Genomic DNA, 21,875 nt, shown 5'->3' on the forward strand with positions numbered 1-21,875 from the left:
ATTCGATGCTTTACCAGGCTATTTGACGATGTCATCCAATGCCTCGCGCAGATCGTAGTAGCGGAAACCGAATCCTGCCTCCTCCAGGCGACGTGGCAATACGCGCTGGCCGCCGAGCAACATCAGGCTTGCCTCACCCAATAGGGCGCGTAGCGCTAGCGCCGGTACCCGCATCAGGGTGGGGCGCCCCAAGACCTCGCCCAGTGTCGCGACAAACTGCTCATTGCGTACCGGGTAGGGTGCCGTCATATTAAACGGCCCATGCAGGGTGGGATTATCGAGCAAGTAAAGGATGGCATTGATCATGTCATCGATATGGATCCACGACAGATATTGATGGCCGCTGCCCAATTCGCCGCCGAGCCCCAGGCGGAATAACGGCAGCATTCGCCCCAGGGCCCCGCCATGCGGAGCCAGCACGATGCCGGTGCGCATCAGGCAGACCCGAGTCTGCTCGCTCTCGGCCTCGCGAGCCAACGCTTCCCAACGAACACACAGGCGATGGGTGAAATCGTCTACGGGTGCGTCATCTTCATTGAGTGGCGTATCGTCCTGATTGCCGTAATAGCCGACGGCAGATCCGGAGAGTAACACGCTGGGCGGACGTTGGCTGGCTCGGATCAGGCTGGCCAGGCGTTGCGTGATCTGCCAGCGGCTATCGCATAGCCGCTGTTTCTGCGCGGCACTCCAGCGTTTATCGACGATCGGCTCCCCGGCGAGGTTGATGACGGCGTCGTAGCCATCCAACGTGCTGAGGGTATCGAGCGAGCTCAGCAGGGTGACCGCCTCGCCGAGCCGTTGCCGGGCTCGCGTCACGTCACGCGTCAGGGCAGTCAGCTGATGGCCAAGGATCTGTAGTCGGGCGCAAAGCGCGCTACCGATAAGGCCGGTGGCGCCGGTGATCAAGATCTCCATAGGTAGGCTCCTTGCGGTGCACGCCGGTGCACCATCCGCGTCGCTTAATCCCCACGGCTATAGCGCATGGTCAGGGAGACCGAGTCGGCATAGCGCAGGGCGTAGAGTTTATCGACCTCTACTTCAGCATAGGTGACCCAGGGATGTTCACAAGCGATGGTTAACACATCCTGCGTCAATTTCTCTAGCAGCGCGAAACGGTTTTGCTCCACATGGGCGATGATCCGTTTGGTGATGGTGCGATAGTTGAGCGCATCGGCGATATCTTCGCTGTGGCGAGCCTGCTGGGCTGGGTAGTGGATCGCGATGTTGATCACCACGTCCTGGCGGTTGGCGATCTCCTCTTCCTTGATACCGATGAAGGTACGTAGACGCAGGTTCTTGATTTTAATGATGGCATCGGGAAAGTGTTGACTCATAAGACATCCTGGATGGTAACAACAACAGTGGGCGGTACGGGCCGCCCGTGCTCATAAATGTAGGCGGTTACGCCTGGGCGAGTCGGTAGGCGCGCTGGGTCGCGGGGCGCGCCTGGATAGCGTGGAACCAGCGCGTGACCGCCGGGTAATCGGCCAGATCGACCCGTTGGCGCGCATGCGGTACCACCCAGGGGTAGGTGGCCATATCGGCGATGCTGTAGGCCTCGCCCGCCAGGTAGGCGTGGCGTTGTAATTGACGCTCTAGCACGCCGTACAGGCGTAATGCCTCCGTCTGGTAGCGCTCGATGGCGTAAGGAACCGGTAACGGGGCATAGTAGTTAAAATGGTGATTCTGCCCGAGCATCGGGCCGAACCCGCTCACTTGCCAGAACAACCACTGTAGGGTGTCGGCGCGCGTACGCAGATCGCTGCCGAGGAAACGCCCACTCTTCTCTGCCAGATAGAGCAAGATGGCCCCAGACTCGAACAAACTGAGCGGCGCGCCGCCATCGGCCGGTTGCTGATCGACGATCGCCGGGATCTTGTTGTTGGGCGAGATGGCGAGAAACTCAGGGGAAAACTGTTCGTCGGCATCGAGCGCGACGCGGTGTAAACGGTAGGGGAGATCGCACTCTTCCAGAAACAGGGTAATCTTGTGGCCATTGGGGGTCGGGGCATAATAAAGATCGATCATCATCTCTTCCTGCGAGTGGGGGGATGTCTGGCGACTATAGAGCAAATTGCAGGGGGAAAAAAGGACGATGTTAACAGATTGTTTTCTTATAGCACGGATTTAGCTTGTACGGCATTTATCGCCAATGAGCGGGTAAGCTGGCGTTTCGCGGCGGATGAAACATGGCATACTGTGTCCGAGAGGGCGCCGCTGTCGCCGGACGTTGCGTGTATGCCTGCCCGCTGTTGACTGCCATCAGGAGTGTTTATGAATGCCTCTGCGATTGTGCTCTATTCCGATAGCCGTTATCTGAGTCCCTACGTGATGTCCGTCTTCGTCGCCCTGCAAGAGAAAGGGCTGCGTTGCGAATTGATACCGGTCGATCTGGCCGAAGGAGAGAACCGCCAGGAGCCCTATGCGGAGATCTCGCTAACACGCCGTGTCCCTACCTTACTGGTCGAGGGGTTTGCCTTGTCGGAGTCTTCCGCCATCTGTGAATACTTGGATGAAACCTTTTGTGCACCGCACTATGCGCCACTCTATCCGCGTGAGCGGCAGCCCCGCGCACGGGCGCGTGAGGTGCAGGCCTGGCTACGCAGCGATCTGGCCGCGTTGCGCCGGGAGCGGCCCAGCGAGGTGGTCTTCCGCGCTCAGCGCTTTGCGCCACTCTCCGCCGAGGCGGAGTATGAGGCGGCTCGCCTGGTGGCGGCGGTGGAGCGTCTGTTACCGCCTGGGCGGCAGAATCTATTCGGCGAATGGTGCATCGCGGATACCGATCTGGCGTTGATGCTAAACCGTTTAGCGTTACATGACGACGGCCTGCCCGAGCGCTTGGCGGAGTATGCACATTTTCAATGGCAGCGCGCCTCGGTATGCCAGTGGCTGGCCTTGGGGCGGCGCGGCGCCTGAGGCTGGTGTCCGCTTCCCGGGCTGGGTACACTGTGCCTGAGCAGGATGCCCTCGGGTTGGGGGCAGGCTATGGTCGATTGTTTGTTGAGAATTCCACGATGAAACTGATGTTTATCTCCGATATCCACGGCTCGCTCAGTGCGACGGAACACGCCTTGTCGCTGTTCGAACGCAGTGGCAGCCACTGGCTGATCCTGTTGGGGGATGTGCTGAATCACGGGCCGCGTAATCCGTTACCGGATCGTTACGATCCGCCCGCAGTCGCCGAATGCCTGAACGGTTATGCGTCTCGCATCATCGCCGTGCGCGGCAACTGCGACAGCGAGGTCGATCAGATGCTGCTTAACTTCCCGTTGATGGCATCGTGGCAGCAGGTGCTGTTGCCGCAGCGGCGTTTGTTTCTGACTCACGGCCATCTTTATCATCCGCAACAGTTGCCGCCACTGGCCGCCGGCGATGTGCTGGTCTACGGTCATACTCATCTGCCGCAGGCGCAGCGCCAGGGGGAACATATTTACTTTAACCCCGGCTCCATCAGCCTGCCGAAAGGGGGCAACGTGCCGAGTTTCGGGATGCTGGAGGGGAATCAGATGTGGGTTCAGGCCCTGCACGGTACAGAGAGACTGGCAGAGGTAAGATGGTAATTTGCTTTGGCGAGGGGCCATGCCACCGCAGGGTGCAGAGGCAGAGTGCGCGTGAGCGCGAGTGAGAATGAGTCATAGGGTAGCAGAGGATGGTGGATCAACAGGTTAACCGCGAGATCGAGTGGGTGGACATCGTCGATGAACACAACGAGGTGATCGCACAGGCCAGTCGGCAGCAGATGCGTGCGCAGCAGCTACGTCATCGCGCCACCTATATCGTGGTGCATAACGGTATGGGGCAAATCTTGGTGCAGAAGCGGACCGAGAGTAAGGATTTCTATCCCGGCTGGATGGATGCCACTGCCGGCGGTGTGGTGCAGAGTGGCGAGAATATGCTGGAGTCGGCGCGCCGGGAGGCGGAGGAGGAGCTGGGGATCGCCGGAGTCCCCTTCGCCGATCATGGCCTGTTTTACTATCAGCAGGCGGATTGCCGGGTGTGGGGGGGGCTATTTAGCTGCGTCTCTCATGGCCCCTTCGCCTTACAGGAAGAGGAGGTGGAGTCGGTCTGTTGGATGACGCCACAGGAGATCGCCGCTCAGTGTGATAGCTTCACACCCGACTCTATCCACGCCCTGTCGTTGTGGATGGCGCGTAACAGTGAGGGTGAGGCGCCTGCGTTATGTACGCGTTGCAGCGAGGTGGATGCGAGCCAGCCTCCGCTGGTTTCGACCCCGCGTCTGGCCGAGCGGGAAGCCGGCGATGACGCCGACCCCGTAGGTAGCGAACAGGCATGATCCTCGTGCTGTGCCGCGAATCAAGCCATCATCAGGCATAAGGCAATCATCAGGTTTATAAATGGCATTTGCTACAATTGTCACATCTATTTGTTATTTAAAAAGTTACCGTGAGAATGGGATTTTTACATAAGGAAAAATGATGAAACCTGTATTGCCTCTGGTCGCTGGCATGATGCTGGCCGCCCTTTCCTCTTTACCGGCTCAGGCGGGCTTATTCTCTTCATCCGAGGTGGATGCGGAAAAGCAAGCGGTACAACTGGCGCGCGAGACTGTAAACGGTGAGTATCAACTGCTGACGGTGCAGGAGCTGAAGCAGTGGATGGATGAGAAGAAGCCGCTGCTGATCGTCGACACCATGCCGTTTGCCGACTCCTATAAGAAACAGCATATTCCGGGGGCGGTGAACATGGCTTTCCCGATGAGCGACATGAACGTATGGGATAAGGCGACCATGGGGGCGACGACCCAGGCCGATTTCCTCCGTCTGCTCGGCACGGACAAGGCCCGTACGCTGGTGTTCTACTGCGGCTTCGTCAAGTGCGCGCGTTCACATAACGCCGCGTTGTGGGCTAAGAAGCTGGGCTATCAGCATGTCTACCGTTTACCGGGCGGTATCACCGCATGGAAAGAGGCGGGCTATCCGCTAGAGAAGGGCGGGACGGCGGCGCCGACCGGAACCGCACAGAGCGATGCGGCTAAGGGCGCGACCTGTACTCAGGGATGTTAGGCGCGGCGTTATGCCCTCATCTCCGCGCGTGACGCGTGCGACGCACGCTTTGATCGCCATAAAAAAGGCTCCCTTGAGGGAGCCTTTTGGTTGTCAGCTTTAAACCACCTCCTCGGGAGGTGGTGATTGTCCCTGTGAGGCTATAGCCTGAAGGAAGCCCATGCCAGAAAATTCCAGCTTACTCACCACAAGTAAGAAGGAAATCACTGACATGAGCAGTTATAGAAGTTCAGCACATGTATTCTGGCGTTGCAAATATCACTTGGTGTGGACGCCAAAGTATCGCTACAAGGTTTTAACAGGGGCGGTAGGTAAAGAGCTTTATCGCTCAGTTTATATACTTTGCAATATGAAAGATTGTGATGTACTTGAATTGAATGTTCAGACAGACCATGTTCATCTTGTCGTGATGATCCCACCGAAACTCTCGATCTCAACGCTGATGGGCGTCCTGAAAGGGCGCACAGCTATTCGTCTCTACAACAAGTTTCCGCATATACGAAAGAAGCTGTGGGGTAATCATTTTTGGGCGAGGGGATACTTTGCAGACACAGTTGGAGTGAACGAAGAAATTATCAGACGCTACGTGAGGCATCAGGATAAGAAAGATCAAGAATACGAGCAGTAAATGGCGTTATTACAGGATTAAAACGAACAAGGCCCCCTTTTAGGGGGCCCCATTTAAAGCCACCTCTTCAAGAGGTGGATTTTTACTTATGCCTGAGGCGAGATTACTTCTGCTGAGCAGACTGGATCGCGGTCAGGGCAACGGTGTAGACGATATCGTCGACCAGGGCGCCGCGAGACAAGTCGTTAACCGGCTTACGCATGCCTTGCAGCATCGGCCCGATGGAGACCAGATCGGCGGAACGCTGTACCGCTTTGTAGGTGGTGTTACCGGTGTTCAGATCCGGGAAGATGAACACGGTGGCTTTACCGGCGACCGGTGAGTTCGGCGCCTTCGACTTGGCGACGTCGGCCATGATGGCGGCGTCGTACTGCAACGGACCATCGATAACCAGATCCGGACGTTTCTCCTGCGCCAGACGGGTGGCTTCGCGTACCTTCTCGACGTCGCTACCTGCGCCGGAGTTACCGGTGGAGTAGGAGATCATCGCGACACGCGGGTCGATGCCGAAGGCGGCGGCAGAGTCGGCTGACTGGATGGCGATCTCGGCCAGCTGTTCGGCCGTCGGATCCGGGTTGATGGCGCAGTCGCCATAGACCAGAACCTGTTCCGGCAACAGCATGAAGAAGACGGAGGAGACCAGGGAGCTTCCCGGTGCCGTCTTGATCAGCTGTAGCGGCGGACGAATGGTGTTGGCCGTGGTGTGTACCGCGCCGGAAACCAGACCATCGACCTCGTTCTGCTCCAACATCAGGGTGCCCAGCACCACGTTGTCTTCCAGCTGGTCGCGCGCGGCGACTTCGGTCATGCCCTTGCTCTTACGCAGTTCGACCAGACGCGGCACATACTTCTCGCGTACGGCGGCCGGATCGACGATTTCGATACCGTCACCCAGCGTCACGCCTTGTGCGGCGGCGACGCGCTGGATGTCATCCGGATTACCCAGCAGCACACACTGTGCGATGCCACGTTCGGCGCAGATGGCGGCCGCTTTCACGGTACGCGGTTCGTCGCCTTCCGGCAGGACGATGCGTTTGCCAGCCTTGCGAGCCAGTTCGGTCAGTTCATAACGGAACGCCGGCGGAGAGAGACGACGTGAACGCTCGGAGGTGGCGCTCAGGGAGTCGATCCACTCGGCATTGATATGGCTGGCGACGTAGTCTTGCAGCTTCTCGACGCGCTGATGATCGTCGGCCGGAACTTCCAGGTTGAAGCTTTGCAGGCTCAGAGAGGTCTGCCAGGTGTTGGTATCGACCATAAATACCGGCAGGCCGGTCTGGAAGGCACGTTCACACAGCTTGCTGACGCGTGCATCGATTTCATAGCCGCCAGTCAGCAGCAGGGCACCGATCTCGACGCCGTTCATGGCGGCCAGGCAGGCGGCGATCAACACGTCCGGACGGTCCGCAGAGGTAACCAGCAGGGAGCCCGGACGGAAATGTTCGAGCATGTGCGGGATGCTGCGTGCGCAGAAGGTGACAGACTTGATACGACGAGTCTGAATGTCGCCGGCGTTGATCACGCGTGCCTTGAGGTGGCTGGCCATATCGATGGCGCGGGTGGCGATCAGCTCCAGGCTCCAAGGGATGCAGCCCAGTACCGGCAGTGGACTGTTAGCAACAACCTGGGCGACGTCGAGGGTCACGACGCGGCTCTTGGTGGAGTCGTCGAAAATTTCTGACAGATCCGGGCGGGTGCGGCCCTGTTCGTCGACCGGTGCGTTCAACTTATTGATGATCACACCAGAGATATTCTGGTTCTTGCTGCCACCGAAGCTGGAGCGAGCCAGTTCGATGCGCTCTTTCACCTGATCGATGCTGTCGTTGCCCATCGCCATGACGAAGACGATCTCGGCGTTCAGGGTCTTGGCGATCTCATAGTTCAGCGCGTTAGCAAACTGATGTTTGCGGGTCGGTACCAGGCCTTCAACCAACACCACTTCGGCGTCTTTGGTGTTCTCGTGATAGCGCGCGACGATCTCTTCCATCAGCACGTCTTGCTGGTTAGAGCTCAGCAGTGCCTCGACGTGCGACATGCGCAGCGGCTCGGCGGCCGGGATGGTGGAATTGGCGCGGATGATGGTGGTGGTCTGATCCGGCGCATCGGCATCGGTACGCGGCTGAGCGATCGGCTTGAACACACTCAGGCGCACGCCTTTCTGTTCCATGGAACGAATGACACCCAGGCTAACGCTGGTCAGGCCAACGCTGGTGCTGGTGGGGATCAACATGATTGTACGGGACACGATAGCAACCTCTTTTGAGTAGTCCACCGCGGCGACGGGAGCGGCGGCGGTAAAAGGGAGTCTTGCCGGTGGGCGGGACCATGCAGCCCCGCCGCCAGCGACGCCGCCCACGAGGGACGGCGTAGGCGAGTTAGGCGGTCAGACGGGCTGCGTCTTGTGCGATAACCAGCTCTTCGTTGGTCGGGATAACCATGGCCAGGCGGCTGCCATCTTTGGTGATCACGCCTGACTTGCCGAAACGGGCGTCCAGGTTGCGCTGGTGGTCGATTTCCAGACCCAGCAGTGCCAGCTTGTCCAGCGTCAGTTCACGCACCATCGCGGCGTTTTCACCGATACCACCGGTGAAGATGACGGCATCCAGACGGCCATCCATCAGGGCGGTGTAGGCGCCGATGTACTTAGCCAGACGGTGGCAGTAGACATCCATGGCGCGCTTAGCGTCGGCCTTGGTGTCGTAGTTGTCTTCGACATAACGGCAGTCGCTGGTGACTTCGGTCAGACCCAGCAGGCCAGACTCTTTGGTCAGCAGGGTGTTGATCTCGGCGACGCTCATGCCCAGGGTATCGTGCAGGTGGAACACGATGGCCGGATCGATGTCACCGGAACGGGTCCCCATCACCAGACCTTCCAGCGGTGTCAGACCCATGGAGGTGTCTACGCACTCGCCGTTACGGATGGCGCTGACGGAACCGCCGTTGCCCAGGTGGCAGGTGATGACGTTCAGCTCTTCTACCGGCTTGTTCAGCATCTTGGCGGCTTCACGGCTGACATAGTAGTGGCTGGTGCCGTGTGCGCCGTAGCGACGAACGCCGTGCTCTTTGTACAGGTGGTACGGCAGGGCGTACAGGTAGGACTCTTCCGGCATGGTGGTGTGGAACGCGGTATCGAATACGGCGACGTTCTTCTCTTTCAGCTGCGGGAAGGATTTAAAGGCTTCTTCGATGCCGATCAGGTGAGCCGGGTTGTGCAGCGGGGCAAACGGGATTGCATCCTTGATGCCTTGCAGAACTTCGTCGTTGATCACGGCGGAGTGCGTGAATTTTTCGCCGCCGTGTACGATACGGTGACCGATGGCGGTCAGGGAGGCGGAGAGTTCCGGCTTCTGTGCCAGGATGGTGTTAACGATGAAGTTCAGGGCTTCGCTGTGAGCCGCGCCTGCGCCCAGCGCCGCTTCGTGTTTCGCACCGTCCATTTTCCATTTAATACGGGCTTCAGGGAGGTTAAAACATTCGGCTAAACCAGACAGGTGCTCTTCACCGTTGACCGCGTTGATGATGGCGAATTTCAGGGAAGAACTGCCGCAGTTAAGAACCAGTACCAGCTTCGACATGGAAGTACCTACTTGTTATGCGTGGTTAGAAAGTGTACCAGACAGGCGCTAAGCGTAGCGCAATACGCTGCCGGCATTTATGATTAACATCATGCGCGGCACGATCTGGCGCGAGGCCGCTGTCCGTGCCGTTCATAAACGGTGTTGCATCAAAATAATCCGCCCTGTGGGCGGCCACGGTATCCGGGGAAAGCGGCCAAGGCGCCCGCGAGGCGCCGTGGATCTCCCCTCAAACCATGCAGGTTCACAGCAGCGCGCTTGGGCGCTGCGGCATGACTGCCACTGTCCGTCGCTCCCTGCGGGGGAGTGCGCTGCTGTGAGCCCGCCCGTCTGCGGCCAATACGCCGAATCGGCTAAGGTTGGTGCATCGACGGGGGCGATGAGTGCGAACGTCAGCGGCTGGGAGGATTTTTTTACCCTTCTTGACTGACGGCGGCTCAAGGCCGGCTTAGAATACCGATAGCGGCCTTTAAAAACAAAATAAATTTGAGCCCGCCTATTTTTTGTAGTCATTTTACTGCATTTGTTGAATGTTTATCGAATAAATTGAGGTTGCCATGTCATCAGCTCCTACGCCCCATGTCGCTTGGTTCCGCCTTTTCCAGCGTGGCCAGATCTATATGAAGACCTGGCCGAATGAGAAACGGTTGGCACCGGTATTCCCCGAGCATCGTGTCTCTCGGGCGACGCGTTTCGCCATCCGCTTTATGCCGCCGATCGCCATGTTTACCCTGTGCTGGCAGATCGCGTTAGGCGGGCAATTAGGCCCGGCGCTCGCGACGGCCCTGTTCGCCTGTAGCCTGCCGATGCAGGGGCTCTGGTGGCTGGGTAAACGCTCGGTGACGCCGCTGCCGCCCACGCTATTACAGTGGTTTCATCAACTACGCGACAAGTTGTCGGCATCGGGTATCGCCTTGGCGCCGCTCGACGGTGCGCCGACCTATCAATCCTTGGCTGAATTGCTGCGGCGTTGCTGTAAGCAATTGGACAAGACCTTTCTGGACGATATTTAAGCGCCGCTCAGGTTGGCTGGTTAATTAGTTGTGAGCAAAACAAATCACACTTGATAATAAAAAGCAGAAGAGGGGAATTATCTCTTCCTTTTATTGTGGCGAACCCCAGTTAAGATCAAAAAACATCTTTTATTGCTCTGTTGGTCAATAGGGCAATATGTCATGCTGAACGGCAAGCAACGATTATGGTAACTCTGGCCGTCGTCGGCCAATAAGGACAATAAAGATGGAAATGACCAATGCACAACGCCTGATCCTCTCTAATCAGTATAAGATGATGTCGATGTTGGATCCGGACAATGCCGAGCGTTATCGCCGCCTGCAAACCATCATCGAACGGGGATTCGGCCTGCAGTTGCGTGAGCTCGATCGCGACTTCGGCGAGTTGCCGGAAGAGACCTGCCGCAGCATCATCGACATAATGGAGATGCATCATGCGCTGCAAGTCTCTTACAATAACCTGAAGGAGCGTCAAGATATCGATGCCCGCCGCCTGGAGTTCTTAGGATTTGATGCGGCGACAGAGGCGCGTTATCTGAGCTATGTCCGTTTCCTGGTCAATACCGAAGGGCGCTATACCCATTTCGATTGCGGTTCACATGGCTTCAATGCCCAAACCAAGATGTGGGAGAAGTATCTGCGCATGCTGGCCGTTTGGCATGCCTGTCCGCGCCAGTACCATTTAAGCGCCGTGGAGATTACGCAAATCCTGAATGCGTAACGCCGGCTGATTTTGCTATGAGGAGTACCCGTGAAGTGTAAAGGTTTTTTGTTTGACCTCGATGGAACCCTGGTGGATTCATTGCCGGTGGTGGAACGTTCGTGGATTAACTGGGCCAAGCGTCAAGGGATCAATCCTCAGCAAGTTCTGGCGTTTATTCATGGCAAACAGGCGATCACCTCCCTGCGCCATTTTATGCCGGATGCCGATGCAGCGCGTTTACAGGAGGAGTTTGAGTGGCTGGAGGAGCTGGAGTCGCGTGATACCGAGGGGGTCGTCGCCATGCCTGGCGCCGCCGAGTTGATCGCCACACTGCAGGCGTTGCAACTCCCCTGGGGGATCGTCACCTCCGGATCAGTGCCGGTCGCCTATGCGCGCTGTAAGGCGGCGGGTTTGCCCAAGCCGGCGGTATTCATTACCGCCGAGCAGGTGCAGCGTGGCAAACCGGAGCCGGATGCCTATCTATTAGGCGCACAGAAACTGGGACTCGCACCGGGCGCCTGCGCGGTGGTCGAGGATGCGCCCGCCGGGATCTTGGCCGGCTTAACCGCCGGTTGTCAGGTGATCGCCGTCAATGCGCCGGCAGAGACCCCTAAGCTGGATAAGGCGACGTTGGTATTGTCTAGCCTGGCGCCGATTACCGTGACCCGTGTCGGCGATGAGGCCGAGATCGTCGTGGCGCAGGATTAAGCCGTTCAGCTGACTTCTCTGGGTGGCGAAGCGACGTGTTGCGCTGCGCCACCCTTTATATCGTGTTCATCCCTATCTCTTCGCGCCCCTCCGCCTCGCCGATTCTTCACACATTACTCGCGTCTGCCGGGTCGCCTAGCCATCCAATGACGGTCCGCTCGAACGCCGATCACTTAGCCGAGCACCCTCAGCGCCTGCCCGGTGCGCTCATCCTTCGCCCTTGTCACGCCATCGCATCGGCGAGGGAAGCGGGGCTGTGGATAAAATCCCCCCTGCATCCCTCGGTTATTTTATGGCATAGTGAATAACAGCTAACCCGTTTGTGTTATCCATGGTTAATGGATATGCCCCGCGTCACCGGGGAAAAGCGGCAGGAGAGGGATGTGTAATAGGGAGAGCCCGTGAACGGTCAGTTAGTGTGGGTTTTGAGCTTGCTGGTGGTCGCCATCATTTTGTTCGCTACCAACCGGCTGCGTATGGATGTCGTCGCCTTGCTGATTATCGTGGCGTTCGTGTTGAGCGGGACGTTGACGCTGGCCGAGGCGACGGCGGGCTTCAGTGATCCCAACGTGTTGTTGATCGCCGCGTTATTTGTGATCGGCGATGGCTTGGTGCGTACCGGTGTCGCCTACCAGGTCGGCGAATGGTTGATGCGGGTGGCCGGCGACAGCGAGGCCAAGATGCTGGTGCTGCTGATGGCGACGGTCGCCGCGCTGGGGGCGGTGATGAGCTCGACCGGGGTGGTGGCGATCTTTATTCCGGTGGTGTTAAGCGTGGCGGCACGCATGAAGACCGCGCCGGGGCGTCTGATGATGCCGCTGAGCTTCGCCGGATTGATCAGCGGCATGATGACCCTAGTGGCCACGCCCCCCAACATGATCGTCAGCAGTGAGTTGGTGCGTGAGGGGCTTTCCGGCTTACGCTTCTTCAGTGTCACGCCGATTGGGGTGATCGTGCTGCTGTTAGGCATCGGCTATATGTTGGTGGTGCGCCGTTGGTTGGGCGCCGCCACGCAATCCCCCCATAAAGAGAACTGGCAGCGGCGGACCTTCCGCGATCTGATCCGCGACTATCGCTTGGCGGGACGTGCCCGCCGCCTGGCGTTACGCCACGGCTCTCCGTTGATTGGTCATACCCTGGATGAGTTGCATCTCCGCGCGCGTTATGGCGCCAATGTGGTGGGGATCGAACGCTGGCGTAAGTTCCGCCGGGTGATGGTCAGCGCCTTTGGCGACACGGAGTTGAAGGCGCGCGATGTGTTGCTGATCGACATGTCCGATCCCGAGGTAGACGTGCGCACATTTTGCGCCGAGCAGCTGTTGGAACCGATGGTGTTGCGCGGCGAGTATTTTTCGGAGCAGGCGCGCGATGTCGGCATGGCCGAAGTGACACTGGTGCCGGAGGCCGAGGTGATCGGCAAGACCCTGCGCGAGGTGACGTTTCGGACCCGCTATGGCCTCAATGTGGTCGGCATTCGGCGTAACGGCGACGCGTTGGCAGGGAAGCTGGTGGATGAACCCTTGCAGATGGGGGACATTCTGCTGGTGATCGGCAGTTGGCGTCAGATCCGCCAGTTGCGCCAGCTGCAGCAAAATGCGCGTAACTTCGTGGTGCTGAGCCTGCCTGCGGAGGTGGATGACGAAGTCCCGGCGCTCTCGCAAGCGCCTCACGCCCTGTTCTGCCTGGCGCTGATGATCGCCATGATGCTCACGGCGGAGATCCCTAACGTCATCGCCGCCCTGATCGCCTGTCTGCTGATGGGGAAGTTTCGCTGTATCGATATGGAGAGCGCCTATAAGGCGATCCATTGGCCCAGTCTGATCTTGATCGTCGGTATGCTGCCGTTTGCCTTGGCATTGCAGAAGACCGGTGGTATCGAGCTGGCGGTGCGTGGCTTGACCGACGCCGTCGGTGGCCTGGGGCCGCGCGGTATCCTCGGTTGTCTCTTCGTGTTGTGTGCGGTGATCGGGCTGTTTATTTCCAACACCGCCACCGCCGTGTTGATGGCGCCCATCGCCATCGCGGTGGCGCGAGAGTTGCAGATGTCGCCTTATCCCTTCGCCATTATCATCGCCATCTCCGCCTCGGCCGCCTTTATGACCCCAGTCTCGTCACCGGTGAACACCTTGGTGCTCGGACCGGGTAACTACCGTTTCGGCGACTTTGTCCGCGTCGGCGTCCCCTTCACCGTGTTGGTAATGTTGGTCAGCGTGGCGGTGGTGCCCTGGTTGTTCCCATTCTGAGTGTGCCCCCGCTTCGGCGGGGGCGCTTTGGCTTTATAGCGGGGTGTCTTGGCTGATCTCATCCAACGATAGGGTGAAGCTGGGGACGAACACCGCCATGAAGTAGTCCATCTCTGGGCTATGGCGTTCCGCTAAGGTTTTCTCGAGGCGCGCCTTGGCCAGCAGAAACTCTTGATTGCCGGCGGAGAGCTCCTCCAGACACTTGAGGTAGGCGCACAAGGCGTCGGCCTGCTTGATGATCTGCCGCTCCGCCTCTGGGTAGTGGTGCTCGTCGATCAGTGGCAGAAAATCTTGGCGTAATTCGGCGGGTAGCATGGCCAGCAGTTTCTGCTGCGCCACCGCCTCGATCTTCTTATATTCGTGGGCGATCTGCGGATTGTAGTACTTGATCGGCGTCGGTAGATCGCCGGTGAGGACCTCGCTGGCGTCGTGGTACATCGCTTGTAACGCTACGCGCTCTGCGTCAACCTCGCCGCCGAACTTACGGTTCTTGATGATCGCCAGGGCATGGGCGACAAAGGCGACCTGGAGGCTGTGTTCGGAGACGTTTTCGGTGCGCACGTTGCGCATCAATGGCCAACGGCTGATCAGTTTCAGACGTGCCAAATGGGCGAAGAAATGACTCTGGGTAGAACTCATGGCGCGGTTATGCCTGTCGCAGTGAGAGGATGTTGCCATTATGCGCCAAAAAAGCGAGCGGCGCCCGTCGGCGCCGTCGGAGATCAGTATTTCTGATGATAGTTGGCCAGGAAGCGGCCCAACTTGTGGATCGCGCTATCCAGTTCATCGACCCGGGGCAGGGTGACGATGCGGAAATGGTCGGGTTCCGGCCAGTTGAAGGCGGTGCCCTGTACCAGCAGGACTTTCTCCTGTAGCAGCAGATCCAGCACCATCTTCTGATCGTTGTGGATGTTAAAACGCTTGGCGTCGACTTTGGGGAACATATACAGCGCGCCGCGCGGTTTGACGCAGGAGAGCCCGGGGATCTGGTTGATCAGCTCCCAGGCGCGATTGCGCTGTTCGTACAGGCGGCCGCCGGGGCAGATAAATTCGCTGATGCTCTGGTAACCGCCTAACGCGGTTTGGATGGCGTGTTGCATCGGCACGTTGGCGCACAGACGCATGGAGGCCAGCATCTCCAATCCTTCGATATAGCCCTTGGCATGCTTCTTCGGCCCGCTAAGCACCATCCAGCCCTGGCGGAAGCCGGCGACACGGTAGGTCTTCGACAGGCCGTTGAAGGTGATCACCAGCAGATCCGGCGCCAGCGAGGCGATGGAGATGTGTTCGGCATCGTCATACAGGATCTTGTCGTAGATCTCATCGGCGAAGATGATCAGGTTGTGTTCTCGCGCCAGATCCACGATCTGCTCGAGCAACGCCTTACTGTAGACGGCGCCGGTCGGGTTGTTGGGGTTGATGATGACGATGCCACGGGTGCGTGGGGTAATCTTGCTGCGGATATCATCGATGTCCGGGAACCAGTCCGCCTGCTCATCACAGCGGTAATGGACGGCGTGGCCGCCGGAGAGCGCGACGGCGGCGGTCCATAACGGATAGTCGGGCGCCGGCACCAACATCTCGTCGTTGCTGTTGAGTAGGGCCTGCATGGACTGCACGATCAGCTCGGAAACGCCGTTACCGATGTAAATGTCTTCGACGGTGACGTCATGGATGTCGCGGGCCTGATAGTGTTGCATAATGGCCTTACGCGCCGAGTAGAGTCCCTTAGAATCGCTGTACCCCTGTGCCGTCGGTAGATTACGGATCACGTCGACCAGGATTTCATCCGGGGCTTCGAAGCCGAAGGGGGCCGGGTTGCCAATATTCAGTTTGAGGACTTTGTTACCTTCTTCTTCCAGACGTTTGGCTTCTTTCAGTACCGGGCCGCGAATGTCGTAACAGACGTGGTCCAGCTTATGGGATTTTTCAATCGGAGACATAACACAATGGCCTTAATTTGATTCAGCGTTGCCGCTGACGGATCGGTGTCCTTACTGACACGGCAATCAAAATACTGTACTCCCCACGATCGGGCTTTAGAAGATAGATGCCTGTTTTTAGTGCAAAACAGTATTATTTGGCCATAATACTTAGCAAAAAAAATGGGATTAGTGCTTTTTTGTGGGAAATTTAACTAAAAAAATAAATAAATATAGATTTTAATCTTGGTTGTGGCATCGCGTTACGTAAAGTTGAGATAACAGGAGAGGGTGAATCGGGTGAAAAAATCAAGTCAGGCGCCGTGGGTGGCGCCGTTGTCACGTCTGCCGCTTAGTCTGGCTCCCCTGTTGCACCTGCAACGGCGCCATTATGGGGCCGTGCTGAATCCTGTCCGCTGGTGGGGGCGCTTTCCCCGCCTGTTCTGGCTGATCGCCCTGTTTGTCGGTTACCTTGAGCGTCGTCAATCCACGTTGGCCCCCAGCCTGCGTGCCCTGGTGATGACCCGGGTCTCGCAACGTTGCGATTGTGCCTTCTGCATCGATGCCAATAGCCTACGGCTGGCACAACGTAGTGGATCGCTGGAGAAGGTCTTGGCGGTAGCCGACTGGCAGCAGGCCGACTGTTTCGATGACGCCGAACGGGCGGCGTTGGCTTACGCGGATGCGGTGAGTGAGACGCCGCCGCAGGTCACGCCGGCATTGCAACAGGCGTTGCGCCAGCATTTCGATGATCGCGCCCTGACGGAGCTGACGGCGCTGGTGGCGTTCCAGAATCTCTCGGCGCGCTTTAACGCCGCGCTGGCTATTCCCGCACAAGGCTTGTGTACCCCACCGACTGAAGGTTCCGGGAGAGAGGATGCTTGATCGTTATCTACACCCACCGTTGAAACCTGTGCTGGCCCGGCTGGCTCAGGGGTTGGATCGTCGTGGCCTGCGTGCCGACCATCTGACGCTGGGCGGCTTTGCTCTCGGCGTGTTGGCACTGCCGTTGCTGGCGATGCAGCAGTACGGTGCGGCGCTATTGGCGGTAGGGCTAAACCGATTATGCGACGGCCTAGATGGTGCGTTAGCGCGTCGGCAAGGGCTAAGCGACGCCGGGGGATTCCTGGACATTTCCCTCGACTTTCTCTTCTATGCCTTGGTGCCGTTGGGCTTTGTCCTGGCGGATCCGACGAATAACGCCTTGCCGGGCGCCTGGCTGCTGTGTGCCTTCATCGGCACCGGTAGCAGCTTCTTGGCCTTCGCCGCCTTGGCACAGAAACACCGCTTGGAGGCGCTGGCTTATCCGCATAAGTCATTCTATTACTTAGGCGGCTTGACGGAGGGGACGGAGACCATCGCCTTATTCGTGGCGTTCTGTCTCTGGCCGACCCTGTTTGCGCCATTAGCCTGGCTGTTCGGCGCCTTGTGCTGGTTTACGACCCTGACACGGATCTGGGGGGGGTATCACACCCTGCGCCGTGTGGCGCAGGGGGAGGGCGCTTCCTCGCTGTAGCGAGCGATCAGTGCCAACTGCTCTGCGGGCCGCGTGCGCCGCGTACTTCCGGATTGGCCGGATTAGCGGACCATTCGTACCAGCCGCCGTCGTAGACGCCGATATGCGGCCAACCCATGGCGCGGGCATACATGAAGGCCTCGGAAGCGCGCCAGCCGGTGCCGCAATAGAAGGCGACCTGTTGGTTCGGGGTGATATGCCAGGTGCGCCACATGGCGGCGATATCATCCGCTGAGCGCATGGTACCGTCAGGATTATGGAAGTCTTCCATATGGGTGGCATCGCTACCGGCGTGGCCCCAGCGAGCCCCGGCGATCTCACCCTTGGGCTTGATGTAGCTATAGCCGCTGGTAGTACCGATGAACTCCGGCCAGGAGCGGATGCTGACCAGGGAGGCGTCATCGCGCCCTAACAGTTGGCGGGCCTGGGCGGTGGATAGCATCAACTGCGGTGCGCCGGGTAACGGTGCGCCGAAGTCTGCGGCGGGTTTCTGATCGGCGGGGAGGCCGCGTTCGACCGGCAGATCGGCCTGTTGCCAGGTCTGAAAGCCGCCGTCTAACAGCCGGACGTCTTGCACGCCGGCATACAGTAAGATCTGGGCGACGCGCGCGGCGGCGTAGACGTCGCGGCCATAGAGGATCACGGTGGTATCATGGCGAATACCTTGCTTCGCCAATAACGCCTTTAATTGGGCATCGGAGACTTTATTCCACAGCGGTTCGCTCTCTACCGTATTGGTGTCGATGTAACCGGCTCCGGGGATATGACTGAGCAGGTACTGCTTCGGCGCGCCCCAGGCGGCTTCGAACAGTTTCCACTTGCCGTGCGGCGCGTTGGCGACCGCCTTGCCTTGCTGGAGATCGGCGATCCACTGGGGATAGACCAACTGCTCATAATGCGCCAGGCGTTGCAGACGTGCTGGCTGTGTCAAGGCGTCGCTCAGCGTGGTGACATGTGGGAAGCCAAGCTGAGTGAGGCGTTGTGTCACGGCGTTGATTTCGGTAGGACTACCATATAGCGCCAAGGTTTGCTGTGGCGTGATATGGTGAGTGTCGGCCCACTGGCGCAGTTGGTCGTCATCCATCAGCGGTAACCAGCTGGCGGCCAGATTCAGGGCACCGGGTTCGTGGCCGGAGCGGCCCTGCGCGGGCCAGCCATTATAGAAGGCGCTGGGGCGGGTATCGATGATGATCCCCTGTTGCGCCTGGAGGGCGGTGAGCGGCAATGGCTGGCTGGCGGCGTTAGCGTTCAGCGAGAGGGCTAGCCATAGGGTGGTGAGCAGTGCAAAGAGCGGTTTCATACACCATTATCCATCATACAAAAGTGCGCGAGAGTGGGCGATGCTACACCAAACCGCGCCAAACGCACAGTCGTTGGCCGGGTAGGCTGGCGCGGGTGGCACTTTGCGGTCGGTTTAGTCGAGAGAGAGACGGGGAGAGGCGATGTCGAACGGTATGAAAGGGCGGGTCATCGTGCTGGCGCTGGTCGCGGCGTTGCTGCTGGGCGCCGGGATCGCCCTGCGCCAACCACTGGCGCAGATCTGGCAACTCCTCGCGTCGTTGGATATCGACGCCCTGCTCAATTATCTGCGCAGCTTCGGCCCCTGGGCGATGGTGGTCTCTTTTTTCCTGATGCTTTTTCAGGCGTTGGCGGCTCCCTTGCCTGCCTTCGTCATCACCTTGGCTAACGCCGCCCTGTTTGGTTGGTGGCAGGGCGCCTTGCTCTCCTGGTTTAGTGCCACGGTGGCCGCCGCCATCTGTTTCGCGTTAGCGCGGCTATTAGGGCGCGATGCCTTAGCGCGTTGGATTGCGCCGCAAACCTTGCGGCGTTGTGACCGCTTCTTTCAGCGTTATGGCCGTTATACCGTGTTGATTTGTCGCTTGTTGCCTTTCGTCTCTTTCGATGCGGTGAGCTATGCCGCCGGTCTGACCGCGATGGGCTTCGGCGAGTTTCTGTTGGCGACCGCTATCGGCCAGCTCCCTGCGACGCTGATTTATTCCTATGTTGGTGCGATGTTGAGCGGGAGTTTGCAGATGATAATCTGTGGCTTATTGGTATTATCGGCAATAAGCATTATGATTTACGCAATTAAACATAAGCCAACGGCTAATGATTAATTTAAATTAATATTTCTTGACCATTCAAAGGATATCGCTTACATGGATCGCATTAGCTTTTCTTAACTGTTCGCTATAGGCGAAGCTTTCATTCTGCTGAATCTGCCAAAAAAGAAAAACTCTTTAATATCATAATATTAATTACATTCCGTGGGTCATGCTCACGATGCTTTGTAGTATTTTGCAGCAAAAAAGTATTTGATTGCCCCTATGTTTTCTTTGTCATTTTCAGCCATAATTATTGATAACGTAGCGTGATCTTTATCGTTCTGTTAGCTAGGGATTTAGGTGAATTATTGTAATCCCTAGTCGGGCTAATCTTAACCTTAAAGATTGTCCTATTGTCGAGAATGCCAGGGTAAATTATTTTTGATTTATAACGAGAAAAGATATGAGCAACGGACCACGTCCCCCCATTAATCTGGATTTGGATTTACTACGCACCTTTGTCGCCGTAGCGGACGTGAAAACGTTCGCCGCCGCCGCAACCTGTGTACAACGCACCCAATCGGCCGTGAGCCAGCAGATGCAGCGTCTGGAGCAGTTGGTGGGAAAAGAGCTATTCGCCCGCCAGGGACGCAATAAATATCTGACGGAACATGGCGTCCAGTTATTGAGTTATGCCCGCAAGATCTTGCGTTTTAACGACGAAGCTTGCCATTCCTTGATCAACGACCATCTGCAAGGAACGTTGGTCATCGGCGCGACCGATGACAGTGCGGACAGCATTTTGCCGCAACTGCTCGGCCGCTTTACTGCACTTTATCCTAAACTGGCGATCGATGTGCGCATGCAGCGTAACGCCGACATTCGCCTCATGTTGCTAAATAATGACGCCGACATGGCGATTTACACGGGGCGGCGCGAGTCTGCGTTACCCGGGATGTTGTTGCGTCGTTCACCGACCGTCTGGTTTTGTTCTACCGACTATGACTTTACCCCCGGCGCACCGTTAGATCTGGTGGTGCTGGAGGAGCCCAGTGCTTATCGCGATCTGGTGACCGCCGCCTTGGATGCGCAGGGACTGCCTTGGCGTTTGGCCTATGTCGCCACGACCTTGCCAGCCTTACGGGCGGCATTGAAGGCGGGGTTGGGGATCTCGGCGCGGCCGATCGAGATGATGAGTTCGTCGTTACGCGTTTTGGGCGAGGCCGACGGGCTGCCGCGTCTGGCAGATACTGAATACAGCCTGTGTCTGGCGCCGGAATGTCATAATCCTTTGGCTCAGGCGTTGTTCGATGCGCTGCGTGAGGGAGGGACCGCGTCATTGGAGGCGGCTTCATCCGCCTTGAACGCGCCGCTAGATGCTAATCTATCGTGAATGTTTATCAATGAAACGATATATCATTCTATAAAATTATTAATTTATTGAATATTACCGGTGCTTTGCGCCGGTTTATTCTTTTTTCCCCTCTTTTCTCTGCTCACGATTTTTATTTTATTTCTCAAATAAAAATCATTATCAATAAAGTGCGCAAAAGCGTGCATCATCGTTTCGCCTGAAATAAACCCCGATTTTTTATTAATATCATCACACGATTAAATGTGCGCTAGATCATAAAAATGTCGCAGATACCTCATCCTATGGACAGGCACAGCGTCAATAAATGATATAGTAGAAACCATACGTTCACGTTTTTTTACATTCCAGCCACGTTTATTGGGTATTTTATACTGCTTATCAACGTCTGAATGTGTAAAAATCAGGGCGTATGTTTATTTTTTGTTAACGCGTGTCGCATTTGACATTGACAATGTTGACAAAAGGTTATCAAGAAGGGTAAAACACACGGATTACGCCGTCTGCGTCGGTGGGCGCATCGGTTGATTCACACCCGTTCCGTGATGATTTCCCTCCCTTGGGCGTTGTGGTCATTGCCTGCTGGAGCGATTCGGCTACGGCAAATACCGCGTTAAATGAGTAAGCATAGAGTATGTCAACAGCCACTGAAGTTATCGCCCAGCATTGGGCATTCGCCGTTTTTGTCCTCGTCGCTCTCGGACTGTGTGGGTTCATGCTGCTTGGGGCGTACGCGCTAGGAGGCAAGGCTCGTGCGCGTACCAAAAATATTCCCTATGAATCCGGTATCGACTCGGTCGGTTCAGCTCGTCTGCGTCTCTCCGCCAAATTTTACCTAGTCGCCATGTTCTTCGTCATTTTCGACGTTGAGGCGCTCTATCTGTACGCCTGGTCGGTTTCTGTGCGTGAAAACGGTTGGTTAGGGTTTGCTGAGGCAACCCTGTTTATCTTGGTATTGCTGGCCGGTCTCTTTTATCTGGTGCGTATTGGTGCCCTGGATTGGGCCCCCGCTCGCTCCAAGCGCCGTATTACACAGGAAAGTACGATTGTCATGACCGACAAGCGTCCGCAGTAACGCTGGGCGTGACGCCAGGATTTACCCGCTTTATCAAGATACGAGGCAACA

The 21,875-nt window shown here is 57.5% G+C and carries 22 protein-coding genes; 14 read left to right on the plus strand and 8 right to left on the minus strand.

The genetic code is table 11. The annotated features are described in order from the left end of the window. Positions 1-18 precede the first annotated feature (18 nt). From DCL27_RS05025 to DCL27_RS05035, 3 genes are all read right to left on the minus strand, one after another. Positions 19-915 carry a TIGR01777 family oxidoreductase gene (locus tag DCL27_RS05025; RefSeq protein ID WP_035599356.1) on the minus strand — a complete coding sequence of 299 codons (897 nt, stop codon included), beginning with the start codon at positions 913-915 and terminating at the stop codon, positions 19-21. A 44-nt stretch (positions 916-959) separates the two neighbouring features. Then, on the minus strand, positions 960-1,334 hold the full coding sequence (folX, locus tag DCL27_RS05030) for a dihydroneopterin triphosphate 2'-epimerase (RefSeq protein WP_035599353.1): 375 nt from the start codon (positions 1,332-1,334) through the stop codon (positions 960-962). A 67-nt stretch (positions 1,335-1,401) separates the two neighbouring features. Next, positions 1,402-2,028 (minus strand): glutathione binding-like protein, encoded by a 627-nt coding sequence (locus DCL27_RS05035; protein ID WP_035599350.1) that lies wholly within the window; start codon positions 2,026-2,028, stop codon positions 1,402-1,404. Between the two features lie 246 nt (positions 2,029-2,274). On the opposite strand from DCL27_RS05035, the gene yfcF reads away from it, so the two are divergent. From yfcF to tnpA, 5 genes are all read left to right on the plus strand, one after another. Next, positions 2,275-2,916, plus strand: coding sequence for a glutathione transferase (yfcF, locus tag DCL27_RS05040; RefSeq protein WP_005288296.1), 642 nt, complete (start codon positions 2,275-2,277; stop codon positions 2,914-2,916). Between the two features lie 98 nt (positions 2,917-3,014). Further along, positions 3,015-3,560: a phosphodiesterase gene (gene yfcE, locus DCL27_RS05045; RefSeq protein WP_035599347.1), complete on the plus strand. Its 546-nt coding sequence runs from the start codon at positions 3,015-3,017 to the stop codon at positions 3,558-3,560. Positions 3,561-3,649: 89 nt separating this feature from the next. After that, complete coding sequence (yfcD, locus tag DCL27_RS05050) at positions 3,650-4,294, plus strand: NUDIX hydrolase YfcD (protein WP_080582845.1); 645 nt, start codon at positions 3,650-3,652, stop codon at positions 4,292-4,294. A gap of 139 nt (positions 4,295-4,433) precedes the next feature. Beyond that, the gene (locus DCL27_RS05055) at positions 4,434-5,024 is read left to right on the plus strand and encodes a rhodanese-like domain-containing protein (RefSeq protein WP_005288286.1); all 591 of its coding nucleotides are present in this window, start codon (positions 4,434-4,436) and stop codon (positions 5,022-5,024) included. A gap of 211 nt (positions 5,025-5,235) precedes the next feature. Then, positions 5,236-5,652, plus strand: coding sequence for an IS200/IS605 family transposase (gene tnpA, locus DCL27_RS05060; RefSeq protein WP_115377637.1), 417 nt, complete (start codon positions 5,236-5,238; stop codon positions 5,650-5,652). A 103-nt stretch (positions 5,653-5,755) separates the two neighbouring features. On the opposite strand, the gene pta is transcribed toward tnpA, so the two are convergent. Both pta and ackA read right to left on the minus strand, forming a co-directional pair. Continuing rightward, positions 5,756-7,897, minus strand: a complete 2,142-nt coding sequence (gene pta / locus DCL27_RS05065; RefSeq protein WP_035594686.1) for a phosphate acetyltransferase — start codon at positions 7,895-7,897, stop codon at positions 5,756-5,758. 130 nt (positions 7,898-8,027) lie between these two features. Further along, complete coding sequence (gene ackA / locus DCL27_RS05070) at positions 8,028-9,227, minus strand: acetate kinase (protein WP_005288281.1); 1,200 nt, start codon at positions 9,225-9,227, stop codon at positions 8,028-8,030. 557 nt (positions 9,228-9,784) lie between these two features. Here ackA and yfbV point away from each other — a divergent pair. From yfbV to DCL27_RS05090, 4 genes are all read left to right on the plus strand, one after another. Next, positions 9,785-10,240, plus strand: a complete 456-nt coding sequence (gene yfbV, locus DCL27_RS05075; RefSeq protein WP_005288277.1) for a terminus macrodomain insulation protein YfbV — start codon at positions 9,785-9,787, stop codon at positions 10,238-10,240. 226 nt (positions 10,241-10,466) lie between these two features. Then, positions 10,467-10,961, plus strand: a complete 495-nt coding sequence (locus DCL27_RS05080; RefSeq protein ID WP_005288271.1) for a YfbU family protein — start codon at positions 10,467-10,469, stop codon at positions 10,959-10,961. 30 nt (positions 10,962-10,991) lie between these two features. Continuing rightward, the gene (locus DCL27_RS05085; protein ID WP_005288269.1) at positions 10,992-11,651 is read left to right on the plus strand and encodes a sugar phosphatase; all 660 of its coding nucleotides are present in this window, start codon (positions 10,992-10,994) and stop codon (positions 11,649-11,651) included. Positions 11,652-12,052: 401 nt separating this feature from the next. Then, positions 12,053-13,894, plus strand: coding sequence for an SLC13 family permease (locus DCL27_RS05090; RefSeq protein ID WP_005288266.1), 1,842 nt, complete (start codon positions 12,053-12,055; stop codon positions 13,892-13,894). Positions 13,895-13,927: 33 nt separating this feature from the next. Here the strand turns inward: DCL27_RS05090 and yfbR are convergent, their stop codons facing one another. Further along, positions 13,928-14,533 (minus strand): 5'-deoxynucleotidase, encoded by a 606-nt coding sequence (gene yfbR / locus DCL27_RS05095; RefSeq protein ID WP_005288262.1) that lies wholly within the window; start codon positions 14,531-14,533, stop codon positions 13,928-13,930. 83 nt (positions 14,534-14,616) lie between these two features. After that, positions 14,617-15,837, minus strand: coding sequence for a pyridoxal phosphate-dependent aminotransferase (locus DCL27_RS05100; protein WP_005288261.1), 1,221 nt, complete (start codon positions 15,835-15,837; stop codon positions 14,617-14,619). Positions 15,838-16,116: 279 nt separating this feature from the next. Here DCL27_RS05100 and DCL27_RS05105 point away from each other — a divergent pair, with 279 nt between their 5' ends. Together DCL27_RS05105 and DCL27_RS05110 are read left to right on the plus strand one after the other, a co-directional pair. Then, entirely contained in the window at positions 16,117-16,701 is a 585-nt protein-coding gene (locus DCL27_RS05105) for a carboxymuconolactone decarboxylase family protein (RefSeq protein WP_035597227.1), read from the plus strand. After that, entirely contained in the window at positions 16,694-17,332 is a 639-nt protein-coding gene (locus tag DCL27_RS05110; protein WP_035597224.1) for a CDP-alcohol phosphatidyltransferase family protein, read from the plus strand. Before DCL27_RS05105 ends, DCL27_RS05110 begins: the two co-directional genes overlap by 8 nt. Positions 17,333-17,339: 7 nt before the next feature. Here DCL27_RS05110 and DCL27_RS05115 read toward each other — a convergent pair whose 3' ends face one another. Further along, entirely contained in the window at positions 17,340-18,632 is a 1,293-nt protein-coding gene (locus tag DCL27_RS05115) for a rhodanese-like domain-containing protein (RefSeq protein ID WP_005288252.1), read from the minus strand. Between the two features lie 142 nt (positions 18,633-18,774). On the opposite strand from DCL27_RS05115, the gene DCL27_RS05120 reads away from it, so the two are divergent. The 3 genes from DCL27_RS05120 (at position 18,775) to DCL27_RS05130 (ending at position 21,824) form a co-directional block, all read left to right on the plus strand. Then, positions 18,775-19,449, plus strand: coding sequence for a TVP38/TMEM64 family protein (locus DCL27_RS05120; RefSeq protein ID WP_035597221.1), 675 nt, complete (start codon positions 18,775-18,777; stop codon positions 19,447-19,449). A gap of 391 nt (positions 19,450-19,840) precedes the next feature. Continuing rightward, on the plus strand, positions 19,841-20,770 hold the full coding sequence (locus DCL27_RS05125; RefSeq protein ID WP_035597219.1) for a LysR substrate-binding domain-containing protein: 930 nt from the start codon (positions 19,841-19,843) through the stop codon (positions 20,768-20,770). 613 nt (positions 20,771-21,383) lie between these two features. Continuing rightward, positions 21,384-21,824 carry an NADH-quinone oxidoreductase subunit A gene (locus DCL27_RS05130; protein ID WP_228594479.1) on the plus strand — a complete coding sequence of 147 codons (441 nt, stop codon included), beginning with the start codon at positions 21,384-21,386 and terminating at the stop codon, positions 21,822-21,824. Positions 21,825-21,875: the final 51 nt, after the last annotated feature.

It is taken from the genome of Edwardsiella tarda ATCC 15947 = NBRC 105688, assembly GCF_003113495.2.
GTDB lineage: Bacteria > Pseudomonadota > Gammaproteobacteria > Enterobacterales > Enterobacteriaceae > Edwardsiella > Edwardsiella tarda.